Below are 15,936 nucleotides of genomic sequence, written 5' to 3'. Positions count from 1 at the left end.
CACCATCTCGACGGTCATTTCTATTAATTTATTGAATATTTGCTGGAGTTGTGTTTAGACTTAACTCGCTCGGCTAACGCTCCGCGGGGAGAGCGTGTATGCGCCGCGCCTTCACTGTAATCGCGCTTGCTTCAACTCTGACAGGGTGCGGATTCAACAGTATCCGTCTCGCGCGGGCATCGGATGTCAGCGAGGCCGGCACCGCCGCCGTCACCCAGGCGCGCGACTTCATGCAACAGGTGGCCGCGGCCCGGAACGAAGCGAATGTCTCGCTCGTCGCCAGCGATGAGGGATGTTCCTGGGCCCAGACCATCGTCCTTCGCGGTGACGGACGCCCGCCCGCCAAATCGATCTGCATGCCCGTGGGCTCGCAGCCGGATCCAAGGTTGGGCGACCTCGAGATTTCGCTCGAACCCATTCCGGACGCGCAGCTGAAGCCGACGCTCGATACGATCGCCGCCCTCGCATCCTACGTCCAGGCCGTGAACACGATCATCGCGCGCAAGGACCCGGATGTCTCAGCAGACCTCGCCGACGCCTACGGCAAGGCAATCCAGGCCCAGGCCGACCTTGCCGTTCTGGCGGGAAGCAAGACAAAGCTCATCCCAGAGCTCTCAGACGCGCAGAAAGGCGCGATCAAGGGTCTCCTCGATCTTGTCGTCCAGCTCTCGACCGAGCAGCAGAAAGTGCGCGACCTCACAAGGCTGGTCCAGGCACAGAACGCAAACGTCTCTACCATCATCGACACCCTCAAGGCCTCGCTTGATACGTGGGCGACGGGCTCGCTCACGAGCGACCTTCAGATGACCGACGCCGACTTCATCCACATGGGACGGCAGCTCGGCAAGCAGCCGCCCGTGTACAAGGGCTATGATGCCAGGCGGGCCGTGATCGAGCGGGCGATCGCCTCGCACAGGGCAGTTGCGGCCATCCCCGGGGTTACCGCGGCAATCAAGAAATCTCTCGACGACGTCGCGGCGGCGCAAAAGGACCTTGTCGACGGCCTGTCGGCCCATCCGCACTGGACTGCCAAGGAGCGAGCGCAGGCTGCGGCGATCAACCGTGCGCGCCTCCTTGCCGCCCTTCACGCAATCGCTGCTGCAGCAGCGGCTTTCTAAGGATTGGAGAGATCATGGCGAGCCTCACCAGCCTGATGGACTCGGCAAAGGCACTCCGCGATGCGCTTTACGAGCGCCTCGATGACAATATCAGCGACCGCTCGTTCGAGCTCCTTCGCTTCCGCCACGTCCAGGCGGTGATGGAAGTCCGGCGCACCGGCCTTCCGGCCTCGTCCGGCAAATTCGACCCCGTCATTGCAAGGCTCGACGCGGCAACAAGCGCGGTGAGCTCCGCCTCGAACAGCGATGGTCCGATTGCCGCTGCAGCAGCCAAGGCCGGTGAAGCCCTGGACATGATGATCGCACTCTAACCCCCCGCCACCAACCAAGGGAGAAGCTCATGCCTGGAGAACTCGCCATCGTGCTTAGCGGCGGCGGCGCCAAGGGCGCCTTCCAGGTCGGAGTCCTCGACGAGTTGATCGTCAACCGCGGCGTGAAGGTCGACATCGCGGTGGGCACCTCGACCGGCTCCATCCAGGCGCTCGCTATCGCGCAGGACGACATTCCAAGGCTGGTCGAGATCTGGAGCGGCATCAAGGGCAACGGCGACATCTATTCAAAGCGGCCGCTTGGACCCGCCGGCGCCATCTTCGGCGCAAAGTCCCTCTATGATGCGCGCGGGCTCAAGAAGCTGCTCGCGAACGCTGCCGACGAAGCGAAGCTCAAGGCCAGCGGCAAGAAGCTTCGACTGGGCGTCGTCAACCTCGGGACAGGCGTGTTCCGGACCATCGACGAGAGCGTGCCCGGAATCGACAACTGGGTTTACGCGAGCTGCGCCATGCCGCTTTTTTTCGAGCCGTTGAAGACGCGCGCTGCGGACGGCACCGAAGAACAATGGGTTGACGGGGGCGTCCGCGACGTCACGCCGCTCGGAAGCGCGATGGAGCTCAACCCCCGCGGGATCATCGTTGTCCGCGCATCGAAAAAGCCGCAGCCCGGAGCCGTCAAGACATTCGGCAATCTCATCGACATCGGGCTTCGGGCGGTCGACATCCTTCAGTCGGAAGTGTCGGTCAACGACCTCGCCAACGCGACACTCATCAACGACATGATCGCAGCGCGCGGTGCGCAGCTGCGCGCCCTCGAAGCGCTGGGGCTCCCGAGCGCGCAGGTGGCAGCGGCGCTGCGGCCCCTCGATGTGCAGCTCGCAACCTACCGTTTCGTCCATAATTACGTGATCGAGCCCGACGACAATTATCTCGACACGCTCGAATTCGATCCCGCCAAGATCGCGACTGCAATCGCCGCCGGAAGGGCGTCGGTCGAGCAGCACTGGGACGCGATCCAGGCGATCATCCAGTGATGAACGCATGGCTTGCCCCGCCGCACGCTTTGCAGCCGCCGCCGCACGGCTGCTCCTCCAGGTGATCGCCCATGCCCGACCGTGATGATGTCGCCTGGTTCAAGGCGAATTTCGCCGGCGACATGACTGCAGCGATCGCTGCAACACCCTTCAGCATCGACATGCTGACCGCGGTCGCCTGCCAGGAGACGGGCGAGGTCTGGGCGCGGTTGAGACGCAAAGGCCGCGCTGTCGCCCGGATCCTGGAGCTTTGCGTCGGCGACACGATCGACAAGCGCTCGGTCTTCCCGAGGAGCAGGAGCGAGCTCGTGGGAGCGCCAGACGGGCAGAAGATGTTCGATATCGCGCGCGCCGCGCTCGTCGACATGGCTTCCGAGATACCAGGCTATGCCGCCGCTGTCCGCAATCCCGACAAGTTCTGTCACGGCTACGGAATTTTCCAGTACGATATCCAGTTCTTCAAGGGACATGCCGAATACTTCCTCGAGCGGCGCTACATCCGCTTCGACCAGGCGCTCGGCAAATGCGTGGAGGAGCTCGGCAATGCGCTCAAATCCCTGGGATGGCAGGGCCGCGCGAGCCTTACCGACCTCGAGACCGCGGCCGTCGCGATCGTCTACAACATGGGCCGCAAAAACTATCGCCCCGAGAAAGGCCTCAAGCAGGGCTATTTCGACGGCAAGAAATATTACGGCGAGAATTTCTTCGATTTCCTGCGCCTCGCACACAGCGTTGCGACGGGAGGGGGAGCACCGGCTCTCTTCGGACCGCCCGCCAAGAACGAGGCGATCGTCGCGCCTCCCTCCCCGGTTGCTGCGGCGGGGGAAACGTTCGAAGTCGACACGCTCGTCGATCACCTGCGCGTCCGGAGCACGCCCGACATCGACAAGTCGAACCCGCGCAAGAATGTCGTTGGACAGCTTCCGGACGGCCAGCTCGTCAAGGCCCTGACCGAAAAGCCCGTCAACGGTTTCCTCGAGATCCAGACCTCGCTCAACGGCGCGCTGATCCAGGGCTTTGCCTCACAAACCTATCTGAAGAAGGCCGCGGGCGCCGAGGTTCCGCAGCCAGTTGCACCTTCACCGAGCCCGCCGACCGGGGGCATCGTCGCAGTCTATTGCCCGCGCCCGGCGAACAGCGTCACGAAGCGCACCGAGCCCGCCAACGCTCTCTCGCTCAACGAACCGGCCCAGCCGCAGCGCAAGGGAAACTCTCCTGATGAACTTCGCACGTCGCTAGCAGCAATCATCGAATGGCTCGGCGTCGATGACGCGTCTCACGAGCGGTATCAACCGCATGGCGGCCTCACTTTCTGCAACATCTACGCACATGATTATTGCTACTTGAGCGGGGTCTATCTCCCCAGGGTCTTCTGGACTGCGGCGGCACTCGAAAAGCTCGCCAGGGGCGAAGCCGTCGAGCCCAATTACGGCAAGACCATCGACGAAGTCCGCGCCAACGATCTCTTCCGCTGGCTGCGCGACTTTGGCGAGCGGTTCGGCTGGCGCCGGACGTCGACGCTCACCAAGCTCCAGACCGAGGTCAACCAGGGAGCGATCGGCCTCATTGTTGCCCGCCGCCGCGAGGACGGACGCTCGGGCCACATCGTTGCGGTCGTTCCCGAGAGCCCCTCACAAAGTGCGAAACGCAATTCTGCCGGCGAGGTCACTGCGCCGCTCCAAAGCCAGGCGGGAAGCCGGAATTTTCGCTACGGCACGGGCGCTCCCAACTGGTGGAACGGCCAGCAGTTTGCCGAATCTGCTTTTTGGCTGCACGCCTAGCGCCGACGGTAACGAACGGTTGGAAACGCCTGGCAGGTGGTCGTATTCCAGCCATTGCCTGCTGAATTGCCGGATCGTCGGCATGCGGGCATACAAAGGCATCTCGCTTGTTAGGCGGAAAGCCCGTTTCAGCGCCCGAGAACGACCCGACACGTTGCCTGCCGGGCCGCCTCACGCCGGGGTCGGCTCCTTCACAGCGAGAAAGAATCCAGACTCCGAAACTTCAGTCGCGCAGGCCGGTCCCAAACGGTAACGCGGGCTGCCGGACGGGGAGTGCTGCGCCGCTCATGTGGACGCCTTCATTCTCCCAACGGCTTCCGGTAACGGTATCGCTGTTTCTTGCTGGCGATGATGCCAGCGATCTCTCATGACATCATTGCGAACGTCAGCGCGATGCCAACCACCGCAGCAGTGCAGACAACCGGCACGACCATCGCGCGCCACCTACCGCCAAATGTATGCTCGATCATGGGAATACCTTTCCGTTCATTAAGCCTGGCTTTCATCGCCGACGGCGATGAGCCGCGAGTAAGGCCAACCTATTGACCGCTATGAGGCGTCAGGGATGGGAAAAGGTGCGCTTCGCGCCTTGACCGTCGATTACGACTGGTAGCCACGCTCGCATACACTGCCGGGCAAAACGAAGATAGACCGCTGGCTGGGCGACGCTCTGGCAACCGCCCCGGTGGCTGCTCCTGAATCGGTCCGGTCTACGGTGGCGGGGAAGCTCGTCCCCCGCCTGCGCCTGCGCCCCGTCTTGAGTCAGTGCTCATGAGCGGCCGGAGACGAGTTCACGCTTCTCGAAGACATGCGAAATGCGCTGTCCGTCCCACCGGTAGGTAAGGTGCCTCTCCTGCCGGCAGCCTGACAAGAGGCGGGGCCGGAATACGGCAACGCAGGTGCCGCCTTCGTCGCGGACGCTGTTGAAAATGATCCCGTTCGAATCTTCGGACCGAAGGCGCCGGCCGAAGACCTGGCTGACGCTATAACTACTGCGATCATAGATTGCCGCGGGCGCGCCTTCGCGGACGTCGTGCAACTCGCCGTCGAGGCGGGCGAGATAAACCCGCATGTCGATTTCGATAGGACGGCCCCCTTCCGTCGCCGCGAGAAACTCTTCGCGATGGTATTTGGTCTCGGCAATGGCGGTATCGAGCGTCAGGCCGCCGTAGAAGGCGCCATAGGTCGAATCAGTGAAACGGCCGCCATCGGGGTTGAGGTGGGTAAAGGCCGCCATGATCGGCGTCGACCCGGGCCCCGCCACTCTATCCTCGATCGGCACAAGGCTGATGTCGCCGACCTCCTGTCGAAGCCGGTCGTTGGTCAGCGCCTCGATAGCGAACACGGCTTCGAGGTCGTCGGGCTGGGTGATCCTGTCAAACAGCGAGACCGGCGGAAAGCGGGAGGATACTATGCGGTAGACGCCAAAGCCCGTGGCCGCGAGCGGCGGCTGATAATCGGTGATGTCCAAGTCAGCCCCGCTGGGCGTCGAGATATTGGCGAACGACGTAGAGGTCGCCGATATTGCCGGTGGTCATGCGATCCAGAGCGCTTCGGCCCCCGAAGAGGGGCGCCCTGTTGGGCAAGCGCATCCATTCGTCCGCACGCTTCGTGTCCGGCAGCAGGATGTTGATCGCCTTGAAGATCCCCAAGAGGTAGGAAATGCGCTCGAGCGTATCGCGGCTGACCTTGCTGACGCGCCCCGCTCTCCAGGCATGGAGCGTCGAGCGGCTGTTAAGGCCAAGCAGCTTCATCTGCTCCTTTTCGCTAAGCCCCCAGGCTTTTGCGAGCTTGAAGAAGGTGCGCAGCGCCGGGCCGCCGAGATCGGCGACTCTAGTTTCCCGATCGAGTTCTGCGACTGCCATTGCCTCTATCCTGAATAGTCCGGAACATATACACAGATGGTGAATATGTCCAGATTATAACCCTTGACGCTCCGTTCCGTAGCGCGTCGATGCGGCTCAGATGCCACTACGAAATTTCAAGATTGTGCGATCCCCGCCAATTGCTCGCGATCGAGCTTAGAAAGTGAAATTCGGGATCCGCTGGCGACACGGCAATCAGTTGGCCATCGGGTTGAAGAAAGGGACAGTCCTGAAGTCGCTTTCGTTTGCGGTCACGACAATGCATTGATTGGCCTGGGCAGTTGCCGCAATGATCATGTCGCTCACATCGAGCGTCAGGCCTTGCGCTTTGCCGTCAACCATGATGCGGGCCCAGGCGAGCGCCGCTCGTTCGTCAAATGCCAAGATTCGTCCTGCAAAGAGCCGCGCTGGACCGTCGGGCCCAACAAACCAAGTCTCAAGCCCAGTCCGCTTCCTGCCATCAGGCAGAAGCAGGATGCCTCGCCAGATTTCTGCGATGCTCAATGCCGCAATGTGCAGGTCCGCGTCCTTTTGCGCCTGCATCCATTGTGCGAGCTTGGGCGATGGAGCAGGTTTGACTGCATCGCTTATGATGTTGGTATCGAGAAGATATCGCGTCAAAGATCAAGTTTGCGCGGCTCTGCGCGCAGCCGTTCGAACTCGATGCCCGATCCAGCGAGAGGCGATCTCCGAAGAGCTTCCCAAATGCCGCCCTTGTTTTCATCGCTCTTGATGACGGCGCTCTCCAAGGACTTGCGGACGTTCGCCGCCTCGGAGCTGTCCTCAGCAAGCTTTCGCGCGAGATCGCGCAAAAGCTTCTTGTCTGAAGTTCGGCCTTGCACTTCGAAGCGCGAAAGTCCGCGGCCGCGCAATCTCTTGCGATGATTTAGAATAGCTCTCTTTTGGGCCGCACTGGTCACTACGATCTCCTCCCTATGTATATATCTCATGATAGATGAATGAGCAATATTCGAAGAGAGAGATGCCGCCGTGCGCAAGGGCGCGGTCGAAGTAATGACCAAATATGTGGCGAAAGAGCTCGGCCGGCGCGGAGTCGCGCTCAATGTCGTCGCACCCGGCGCAATCGAGACCGATTTCAGCGGAGGCGTCTTCCGCGACAATCCGGACATGAACAAGTTCATCGCAAGCAGTACGGCACTTGGCCGCGCCAGGGTTGCTGATGGCATCGGCCCGATGATTGCCTCACTGCTCAGCGACGACAATCGCTGGATCAACGCACAACGGATCGAGGTGTCCGGCCGTCAGTCGATTTGAGGACGGGGGGAAGCAACCGATCGAACGATCTTAAGCACTCCTTGGCGCGGCATAATCCACCGCTACATCCCCGCAGAACAATGTCCCGTTCCTTACCTGCCGATGTGCTCCTGGCGGGATCAGCACAAGCACCCTCGCACCCTTTGCCGGGATTGGCAGCGACACCTGTTCGCGCACGTGCAGGAATTCGTGAGCTGACAGGTCGTAAAGCTGCGAGCCTTGGGGGGCGATTGGAACTTGCACAGATCTCGCGAGGTCAAACGGATTGTAATAGAGATAACTCGGATAGGTCTTGCGTTCGAGAAAGTCAGTCGACGCGATGCTCATCTGGAGGATGAATGGATCGGCGGTCGGCTTCATCAATTCTCCCCACCAAAGCGCATAAGCACCTCCGTATATTGACCGGTGGCTCCCATAATCGCCGGACGCGTAGGGCGACTTCCCGTTGAAGGCGCGGGTCAGCCGCTCATAGGGAACAGCAGAGGTCAGATCCGGTCGGCTCTGGTTTTCAGCGGGAATGCAGTCCGAATAGAAGAGACGCATGTTCGCAGAGACGTTCAGCAAATACCGGCCGATCACGCTTGCAAACTCCGGACGATATCGGAGCACGGGCAAAAGGTAGCCGGCGGTCATCAGTGACTCCATGCTATAGGCTTCGCCGGCCGGCTCCGTGCAGAACCCGGCCATCAGCCCGCCGACCTCGTCATCACCCCATCTGCCCGTGTGCAGCGGCCGCCCGCCGGGATCGAGAACGAAGCCAAGGGCCTTGCCGACATTGATGCCCGGCTGAGATACGGAAAGGCGCGCCGCCGCAAGGCAAGCCATGGCGCCGCTGGGGACCTCATACCAGGGGTTTCGAGCGAAGGAGAGATAGCGCCGCAACGCCTCTTTCGCTTCGCTCAGGTACTTTGCCGCGCCGAACATCTCGTAAGCCAGCAGCTGCAGATAGGCGTAGCCGCCGATCGCGTCCGGCTGACGGTAAATGCCCTGCTTCGTCCACGGCTCCCGGGTATCAAAGCGATAGCCCTGGTCGCTGAAATTGTAATTGATCTGGTGAGCAAGAGAAATCAGACGGTCAGCGCTGCTTTGCACGCGGGCCGTCCAAACGGGGTCGTGAGCCAAATGTCTCTGCACGACGCCACCAGCCAGCGCGTTGACATTCATGAGGTACCAATATTCGCACGAGGAAGCCCGCCTTCCGTCGAGAAAAATACCGTGCCGGTCGCTGAAGTAAGCGGCCATCGACGGCGCCAGCCAATCGACCGCCTCGCCGCGCAGAATCTTTCCGAGCAGGATTGGAGCAAAGGTCGTCAGGCCTCCGTCTCCCTCGCCCTCGAGCGCGGATGCGAAATAGTGTGACCCGTCCGCTCTCTTCCGAAGCACCCTGTTCGCGGGGCTCATGACGAAGCGATCAAATACATCCCCACGCTCGCGCCAGCGAAGCGGTATGCTTTGCGGCCTCGCGGGAAGCACGTCGAGGGTCCGGGCATGTGGGTCGATTCTGGCCGCGGAGATTCCGCGTCCGCGCGCGGCTGACGCGGTTCCTGCAAGGCAGACCGCCGACTGTATCAGCGCGCGGCGGGTTATGCTGCCGTCTCGATCCATGAACATTCCTCGTACTGGCCAAAGGAGCCATCGCCGGCGCAGGCCCATGGCCAAAATGCCAAGGCAATGGCGACGATTGTTTATAAAAAAACAATATACTAAACATTTTGCAAGTCACGGGCGCGCGCAGGGTTTTCAATGGACGAGCAAGTCAGGTTCGCAGTGATCGGGGCTGGCGGCTTTGCCCGGTTCGCAGTGTCGCAGTTCGCCCAGCATCCGAACGCGAAACTGGTCGGCGTCTACGACGCGAACGAAGAATCGATTTCCTCCTTCAATGCTGCTCATCCCGCGGCCAAGGTCCATCAAAGCATGGAGGGGTTGCTAGCCGACCCGGCAGTCGACCTCGTCTACATCGGGTCACCGCCATTCCTCCACTATGAGCAGAGCCTTGCCGCCCTCAACGCGGGCAAGCACGTCATCTGCGAGAAGCCGGCGGCGATCGAATTATCGCACGCGCAAGAACTCAGCCGCTGCGCGGACCACAAGGGCCTGCTGTTCGTCGTCAACCTCATGCAGCGCTACAATCCGCTCTACGACGCCGTCGCGACGCTGATCGACACGCAAATGCTCGGCTCGTTCATCCATGGCTTCTTTGAAAATTATGCGAGTGATGAACCCTTGCCACTCGGCCACTGGTTCTGGGACGAGGCCAAGAGTGGCGGTATCTTCATCGAGCATGGCGTACACTTTTTCGATCTGTTCGCAGGATGGCTGGGCAAAGGAGAGGTAGCAGCGGCGCAGCGCCTCGAGCGCCAGGGCCAGCGCGGCATATGGGACATCGCGCAATGCGAAGTGATCTACCAAGGCAATGCACCGGTGCACTTCTTCCACGGCTTCAACCAGCCAAGAATCCTTGATCGTCAACAAATGCGCCTGCAGTTCGAGCGCGGAGACATCACGCTTGAGGAATGGGTGCCCAACCGGTTGGTGCTTCATGCGGTTTGCACGCGAGCGGAAGGCGAACGGCTGCAGGCGCTATTCCCGGCTGCTTCCATGACCGTCCTCGAGCGATGGGATGCACCGCAGCATGCCCGCGGCCGCTTCAAGCCGATTGAGTATGACAGGAAGATACGCCTCGATACCGGCGTCATTCAGCCAAAGCTCGCCGTTTACGAGACCCTCCTTCGTTCGATGTTCGAGGATCAGCTGAGCTGGCTCGCCGATCGTTCTCACCAGCGAAAGATCGATGCGAGCAATGCAACGCAATCGCTCGCTGTCGCGGTTGCCGCCGATCGGCTGGCGAAATGCCTGCCCGGCGCGGCGTGCTGATCAGGTCGCGCGCGTCACCAGCGCGTCCTCGGCGTGAAGCGTGGCAGAATGGTCGTCGATTTCGCGAGGCGCGAGTTTGTTGCCCGTTCGAACGATGTTTCTCGCAACGACAAGCGAGAGCAGCTGGATCGTTGCGATGAGCAGGATCGCGTAGCGTAGCGCTATCGTGGTCGAGAAATCATAAGCCAGAAGCAGGAATGCGAGCGCGCCGCTGAAGCGTCCGACGTAAAGACCAGCCTCGTGGTTGAGAATGTAGCTGAACTCGCTGCGTCGTTCTATCCGCTTCACGATATCGATCACCCGGAACTGGATCGGAAAGTAGGCGAGATCGAGCAGCGGCTTTGCAAGCAGCAGGAAAAGCATGAACACGATGACGCCGGCGGCATTGAACAGGATCGCGTTCGAAAGCGCCGCAAGCAGGAACAGCAGCAGCCCCGCAGCAAAAATCCTGAGGCGGTCGTCGGGTCTGGTGATGCGGCCGAGAATATACATGGCAACTGCCGCAAACAGCGCGCCGATCGTCTGCGCAAAGCCAAGCGATCCCTCGTCGCCCAGCAGCGTCATGATCAGCATCGATGGCGCAGTAACGAGGAAGCCCTGACCCAGTCCCTTGAGCAGCGCGAGAAGCAGCAGCTTCATCCACAGCGGGTGGAACCTTAGATAGATGAATCTTTTCGCTGCAGGGTTGGCAAAGCGGCCGCGCAGACAAATGAGCGACGCCGCGATCGTGATACAAAATGCGATCCCGACGATCGCGAGATAGGCCCTGTGCACGTGCGCTTCACTCTTCTGCGCATGGATGAACCATCCAATTGCAAACGGCATCACGATCGCGATGATCGTGTAGATGAAGGTTTCGAGCCCGTAGTAGTAATTGCGGTTGCTGTCGTCAGTGACATCCAGGACCAGCGTGTCGCGGTTTGCCCAGTAGAAGCCGAATGACATCCCCATGATCAGTCCCGCTCCGCCAATGCCTGCATTGCTTAGCGTTTTGAGTGACATCATTGCGAGCATTGAAACACCGCTCAGCAACATTCCTGCCGAGAACAGCTTGCGGATATTGAAGTGCCTGAGGAGAAACCCGTTCAAAAGGAACGTAAGCGGAATGCCGGTGTAGATGGTGAGCTGGTAGATGACGACCTTGGTCGGGTCGTTCGACGAGCGCATGATATAGGCTGAAACGAAGGTATCGATTACCGGTCCGATGAGCGCATAGACCATGTTGGTCAGGATCAGCGTCCGGAAATTATGCGGCTGCTTCCGGAAGAATGAGAGCTCCGTCCGGAGCTTGCTAACCATCGACCGTCTTCAGCAGCGAGAGTATCTCTCTTACGGAAAATTGAGCGCCGCACACGAATTCGTCTGCCGCGCCATAGTAGAGAGTTAGCGTGTCGCCATCGGCGTCGAGCACGTGCCCGTTCGTGAAGACGACATGACCGAAGAAACCCGAGAGCTCATAGGGCTCAAGCGGCCGCATCAGGGGCTCGTGCGTCACCGCCAGCACTCTGGACGGATCCTGCAGGTCAAGGAGACAGGCTCCCAGCGAATAGCGGTCGTTCTCGTCTGCGCCGTGATAGATTTCGAGCCAGCCCTGGTCAGTCTTGATCGGCGCGGCTCCCGCACCGACCCTTGCGCCATCCCAATGTCCCGGACGCGTCCTCAACAGACAGCGGTGGTCACCCCAGTGCAATCCGTCGGGCGATGACGCGAGCCAAATGTAATTGCCGCCGACAAACAGACTGGACGGGCGGTGCAGCATGAAAAAGCGACCATCGATCTTTTCCTCGAAGATCGCGCAGTCCTTGTTGTGCGGCGGAAGAATCATCCCATGGCAATCGAAGTGCCGCCAGTCCTTCGTGGTGCGCAGTCCAACACCGACCCCGCTCGGCGACACTGCAGTATAGGTCAGATGATAGACATCGCCGATCTGCGACACTCGGCAATCTTCGATCCCGTAGCTCTCCAGGCGTCCCAAGCCGGCGAGCGGCAAGTAGCCCTCCGGTTCCTCAAATCGTACGCCGTCATCCGAGCACAGCAGCCGCAGATGCGACAGCGTGGTCAGATAATCCTCACCCCTGTAGGTGACGGTGCGTGGATCGTCGGTACGAAGATCAGGATCATTCTGGTCGAGCTCGATGATCCGGATCGTCCCGTCATTATCGAGGATTGGGAAGGATACCTTCCCTTGGCTCTGCCTCGGCCGCTCGGCAACCCGGACCAGCAGCCAGATCTTTCCGTCGAAGCGAAACACGCCGGGATTGAGAAGGCAGGCAATTTCCAACCCGTCCATGCTCGGCCTGAGGTCACCGGGCGACAGGATCGGATTGGCCGGAAAGCGCCTGGCGATGTCTCTCGTCACCTTGATTTGATCTTCAGTCGCAACTGGGGCTCTCACGCTCACGCACTTGGCTCGCTGCAAGCAGCTACGAGGGCGCTGCCCTCATCGACGCCGATGATTGGGTCCGCGCCGTCGACGAGCCAGCATTCGCCCGGTTGAAACGGCTGGTCGGCAATTGTCCCGCTGCCCTTTAGCGGAATGAACCAGGACCGCCCCCTCGCGCCGGGCCGGACTGATACTCCGCCGCGCCACGACAGCATCTCGACGTGAAAAGGGGCAATTCCCGGTTCCAGCAGCATCCGGGTCTCGCCCATCGCGGCATGGGAAGGGTCAAGTAGGTAAGGAGACAGGCGGCTGACCTCGAGCCCCTCGTCCAGGTTGAGCGCGCGCGGGCGGCCATAATCATAAAGCCGGTAGGTGACGTCGGCATTCTGCTGGATTTCCACGAGCGTGATTCCAGCACCGATGGCGTGGACTGTTCCTGCGGGGATGAAAAAGAAGTCGCCGCGGCTGACCGGTCTCCAACGGATCAGCCCCTCGATGCTGCCGTCGGCAATTGCCGCGCGAACTTCTGGAAGCAAGAGCGTGCGCGTCAGCCCGATGCCAAGAGAGGCACCTTCATCGCACTCAAGGATGTACCAGCACTCTTCCTTGCCGCCGGCGAGACCATGAGCGCGGGCCTGGGCATCATTGGGATGAACCTGAATCGAGAGCCGCTCGCTTGTGAAGAGATATTTGACAAGCAATGGCAGTTCGCGGCCTTCGGCCTTTTCAAACCAGACTTCGCCGATCCTCCGGCGCTCGGGATTGGGGAAGAGCTCCGGCAAATCCTCCCGGCCCCATGGCTTTTCCACTGCTCTCGACTTCAGCTTCAGAGGCATTGGCGCCGAGGCCAGCCCGTCATTCATGCCAGTCGGCCACGGCCAGGGCGACATAGGTGTCGGCCGTTCCGTAGTAGAGGAAAAGCTTGCGATCGAAATAGCTCAGGCCTTCGAGGAACGTGGTTCCGGCCTTGTATTGTCCGCTCTTCTCAAAGGGCAGCTCAGGGCGAATGAATGGCTTGTCGGTTCGCTCGAGCAATTTCGTCGGGTCATTCAGGTCGAGCAGCGCCTGGCCGCCGGAATAGGCTCCGGCGCCGATCGTCGGGTCGCGGCTGGCGTCGGATTCCGAATTCTTGCCGTTGTACAGCATGACGATGCCTTTGCCCGTCACAAGCGGCGGGGGACCGACTTCGGGAAGGTCGCTGTCGAAGTGGAACGGCCGGCGCGACATCAACGCAAGCAGTTCGCCGTTGGATTGCTCAACCGGCGACCAGTTGATGAGGTTGGTCGACGTGGCAATGTGGATCTGGTTCTCGCCGAATACCATCCAGTATTTGCCGTTGATCCTGGCCGCTTTCATTCGGCCGCCGTCGATCTTCTGAATGATCGCCGCCGATTTCGTCGCCAGTTGCTCGTACCGGGAACCTGCGAATGCGGAGCCGTGCTTGTGCCAGTGAATGAGATCGCGGGACGACGCGAGACCGAGCCTCACGCGCTGACGGTTCCATTGTGTATAGGTGACGTAATAAGTCCCGTCCGGGCCCTCGCAGAGGCGTGGATCCTCGCAGCCGCCCTCCCATTCCGCCTGTTTCTGGCTGTCTTCATCAGGGTAGAGAACCGGCGCCGCGCGGACTTTGAAATGCTTGCCATCGCCGGACGAGGCATAGCCGAGGCGCGAGGTGTGAAAGCCGATGACCTTTTCGTCGGGGTTATCCTCGGCGCGAAAAAGGACGACCATCTTTCCGTCTTTGACGACGGAAGCGGGGTTGAAGGTGTGCGCAGCCATCCAGTGGACGGGACGCTTGCGCATCGGGCAGTCGAACACCGCGTTCGGGTCCGGCCTGATAAGGGGGCCGGTCGCGGTGCGGGTAAACGGGCCGAGCTGCCAGTCGGACGATAGCGGGTGGCGCGGAAATGGCGGCTTCCCGGCGGCTGCGACTCCCTTGCTCAGTGCGAGCGCCGCGCTCGCGCCAAGTCCTGCGATGAATTCTGCACGCGTAACGCCGAATCTCTTCACGCAAACTCCTCGTGACGTGTCAGTGAACCCGCTAGCTGCTCAAGGGTCTCGCCCTTCGTTTCGGGGAAGAAGCGCCCGACGATGAAAACTTGCCCCAGCGTCACCACCGCAAAGGCAACGAATGGCAGGGCCCGCGAATGGGTTGCGATGATGGGAAACAGCAGCGTGATGATGAAGTTGATGATCCAGTGGGTAGCGCTGCCCACGCTCTGGCCGGTTGCGCGAACCGACGTTGGGAAGATCTCGGACAAATAGACCCAGATGACAGCCCCCTGAGAGAAGGCGAATGCGAGGATGAAGAGCACGAGGAGGATCAGCAGATAGCTGGACCCATGGCCAGTGCCCATGATGAGGGCGACGCCAGCGAGCGCGACCGACATGACGAGAGCGCCCGAAACCAGCAGCTTCTTGCGCCCCAGCCGATCGATGAACGTCATCCCGGCCATCGTTGCTACGAGATTGGCGAGGCCTACTGCCACCGCCTGCAGATCACCCGATACTTTCCCGAAGCCTGCCGCAGCGAAAATGTCGTTGAGATAGTAAAGAATGGCGTTGATGCCGGTGAATTGGTTGAAGAATGCAAGCAGCATTGCAAAGATGATCGGCTTCCTGTGCAGGCGCCAGCTGAGGTGCCCGTGTCCTTCTTCGGGCGCAGTGATGTCGGCAAGCGTTTCGGTCGACCCGATCTGTCTCAGACTTTTCTCGGCTTCGGCGGCGCGGCCGTTCGCCGCGAGCCACCGGGCGCTCTGCGGAATGAAGAACAGCATGACCAGGAAAAACAGCGACGGGACTGCCGCGACGCCCACTTTCCAACGCCACTCGGTGTCACCCGCTGCAAGCTGGCCGACAACGTAGTTGCTGAGATACGCGAGCAAAATGCCGAACACGATATTGAACTGGAAGAGACCGACCATGAAGCCGCGCCGCCGCGCCGGGACGATCTCTGATATATAAACGGGCGCAAGAACCGACGCGCCGCCGACGGCGAGTCCCAGAGCCAACCGGGACAGGCCGAAAACATAAACGGTGGGAGCGAAAGCGCAGCCAACCGAGGCCACGGCAAACAGCAGGCCAACGAGCTTCAGCGTATCTCGGCCCCCCAGCCGGTTTCCGACGAATCCGGCGACGAGCGCCCCCGCGCAGGTCCCGATGAGGGCGATTGAAACCGTAAGACCAAGGCCAGCCGCGCCGAGATGGAAAACGGTCCGAAGCGCCGTCGTGACGCCGGAAATCACGGCGGTATCGAAACCAAACAGCAACCCCGCGAGCGAGGCGACCACGACCGTGAAGATGTTGACCCGGCTCATACCTCTCCCCCTCCCCG

16 protein-coding genes are annotated in these 15,936 nt (G+C 60.9%); 6 read left to right on the top strand and 10 right to left on the bottom strand.

The genetic code is table 11. The annotated features are described in order from the left end of the window. Positions 1-98: 98 nt before the first annotated feature. The 4 genes from V8192_RS06010 (at position 99) to V8192_RS05995 (ending at position 4,202) form a co-directional block, all read left to right on the top strand. On the top strand, positions 99-1,118 hold the full coding sequence (locus V8192_RS06010; RefSeq protein WP_341632137.1) for a hypothetical protein: 1,020 nt from the start codon (positions 99-101) through the stop codon (positions 1,116-1,118). Between the two features lie 14 nt (positions 1,119-1,132). Beyond that, positions 1,133-1,429 (top strand): hypothetical protein, encoded by a 297-nt coding sequence (locus tag V8192_RS06005; protein ID WP_341632136.1) that lies wholly within the window; start codon positions 1,133-1,135, stop codon positions 1,427-1,429. A gap of 29 nt (positions 1,430-1,458) precedes the next feature. Beyond that, on the top strand, positions 1,459-2,421 hold the full coding sequence (locus V8192_RS06000) for a patatin-like phospholipase family protein (RefSeq protein ID WP_341632135.1): 963 nt from the start codon (positions 1,459-1,461) through the stop codon (positions 2,419-2,421). A 71-nt stretch (positions 2,422-2,492) separates the two neighbouring features. Further along, positions 2,493-4,202, top strand: coding sequence for a hypothetical protein (locus V8192_RS05995; protein ID WP_341632134.1), 1,710 nt, complete (start codon positions 2,493-2,495; stop codon positions 4,200-4,202). A gap of 769 nt (positions 4,203-4,971) precedes the next feature. Here V8192_RS05995 and V8192_RS05990 read toward each other — a convergent pair. The 4 genes from V8192_RS05990 to V8192_RS05975 form a co-directional block, all read right to left on the bottom strand. Then, positions 4,972-5,673 (bottom strand): RES family NAD+ phosphorylase, encoded by a 702-nt coding sequence (locus V8192_RS05990; protein ID WP_341632133.1) that lies wholly within the window; start codon positions 5,671-5,673, stop codon positions 4,972-4,974. Between the two features lies 1 nt (position 5,674). Continuing rightward, positions 5,675-6,067, bottom strand: coding sequence for an MbcA/ParS/Xre antitoxin family protein (locus tag V8192_RS05985; RefSeq protein WP_341632132.1), 393 nt, complete (start codon positions 6,065-6,067; stop codon positions 5,675-5,677). A 195-nt stretch (positions 6,068-6,262) separates the two neighbouring features. Further along, a complete protein-coding gene (locus V8192_RS05980) occupies positions 6,263-6,688 on the bottom strand; it encodes a type II toxin-antitoxin system VapC family toxin (RefSeq protein WP_341632131.1) in 426 nt (141 codons plus the stop codon). Then, complete coding sequence (locus V8192_RS05975) at positions 6,685-6,909, bottom strand: hypothetical protein (RefSeq protein ID WP_341632130.1); 225 nt, start codon at positions 6,907-6,909, stop codon at positions 6,685-6,687. The genes V8192_RS05980 and V8192_RS05975 overlap by 4 nt, the downstream gene beginning before the upstream one ends. A 148-nt stretch (positions 6,910-7,057) precedes the next feature. Here V8192_RS05975 and V8192_RS05970 point away from each other — a divergent pair, with 148 nt between their 5' ends. Next, on the top strand, positions 7,058-7,342 hold the full coding sequence (locus tag V8192_RS05970; RefSeq protein WP_341632129.1) for an SDR family oxidoreductase: 285 nt from the start codon (positions 7,058-7,060) through the stop codon (positions 7,340-7,342). Positions 7,343-7,372: 30 nt separating this feature from the next. Here V8192_RS05970 and V8192_RS05965 read toward each other — a convergent pair whose 3' ends face one another. Further along, positions 7,373-8,947, bottom strand: a complete 1,575-nt coding sequence (locus V8192_RS05965; protein WP_341632128.1) for a hypothetical protein — start codon at positions 8,945-8,947, stop codon at positions 7,373-7,375. A gap of 138 nt (positions 8,948-9,085) precedes the next feature. On the opposite strand from V8192_RS05965, the gene V8192_RS05960 reads away from it, so the two are divergent. After that, positions 9,086-10,216, top strand: coding sequence for a Gfo/Idh/MocA family protein (locus V8192_RS05960; protein ID WP_341632127.1), 1,131 nt, complete (start codon positions 9,086-9,088; stop codon positions 10,214-10,216). Here the strand turns inward: V8192_RS05960 and V8192_RS05955 are convergent, their stop codons facing one another. From V8192_RS05955 to V8192_RS05935, 5 genes are read right to left on the bottom strand one after another with little or no spacing between them, the layout of a single operon-like run. Then, on the bottom strand, positions 10,217-11,515 hold the full coding sequence (locus V8192_RS05955) for an MFS transporter (protein WP_341632126.1): 1,299 nt from the start codon (positions 11,513-11,515) through the stop codon (positions 10,217-10,219). Continuing rightward, the gene (locus V8192_RS05950) at positions 11,508-12,575 is read right to left on the bottom strand and encodes a glycoside hydrolase family 130 protein (RefSeq protein WP_341632125.1); all 1,068 of its coding nucleotides are present in this window, start codon (positions 12,573-12,575) and stop codon (positions 11,508-11,510) included. Before V8192_RS05950 ends, V8192_RS05955 begins: the two co-directional genes overlap by 8 nt. 38 nt (positions 12,576-12,613) lie before the next feature. Beyond that, positions 12,614-13,435: a type I phosphomannose isomerase catalytic subunit gene (locus V8192_RS05945; protein ID WP_341632124.1), complete on the bottom strand. Its 822-nt coding sequence runs from the start codon at positions 13,433-13,435 to the stop codon at positions 12,614-12,616. 19 nt (positions 13,436-13,454) lie between these two features. After that, positions 13,455-14,612 (bottom strand): glycoside hydrolase family 130 protein, encoded by a 1,158-nt coding sequence (locus V8192_RS05940; protein ID WP_341632123.1) that lies wholly within the window; start codon positions 14,610-14,612, stop codon positions 13,455-13,457. Next, a complete protein-coding gene (locus V8192_RS05935; RefSeq protein WP_341632122.1) occupies positions 14,609-15,919 on the bottom strand; it encodes a sugar porter family MFS transporter in 1,311 nt (436 codons plus the stop codon). The genes V8192_RS05940 and V8192_RS05935 overlap by 4 nt, the downstream gene beginning before the upstream one ends. Positions 15,920-15,936: the final 17 nt, after the last annotated feature.

The organism is Sphingomonas agri (assembly GCF_038148795.1).
GTDB classification, from domain to species: domain Bacteria; phylum Pseudomonadota; class Alphaproteobacteria; order Sphingomonadales; family Sphingomonadaceae; genus Sphingomicrobium; species Sphingomicrobium agri.
Note: the sequence above shows the minus strand (reverse complement) of the source record. Positions and strands in the feature narration are given on the sequence as shown.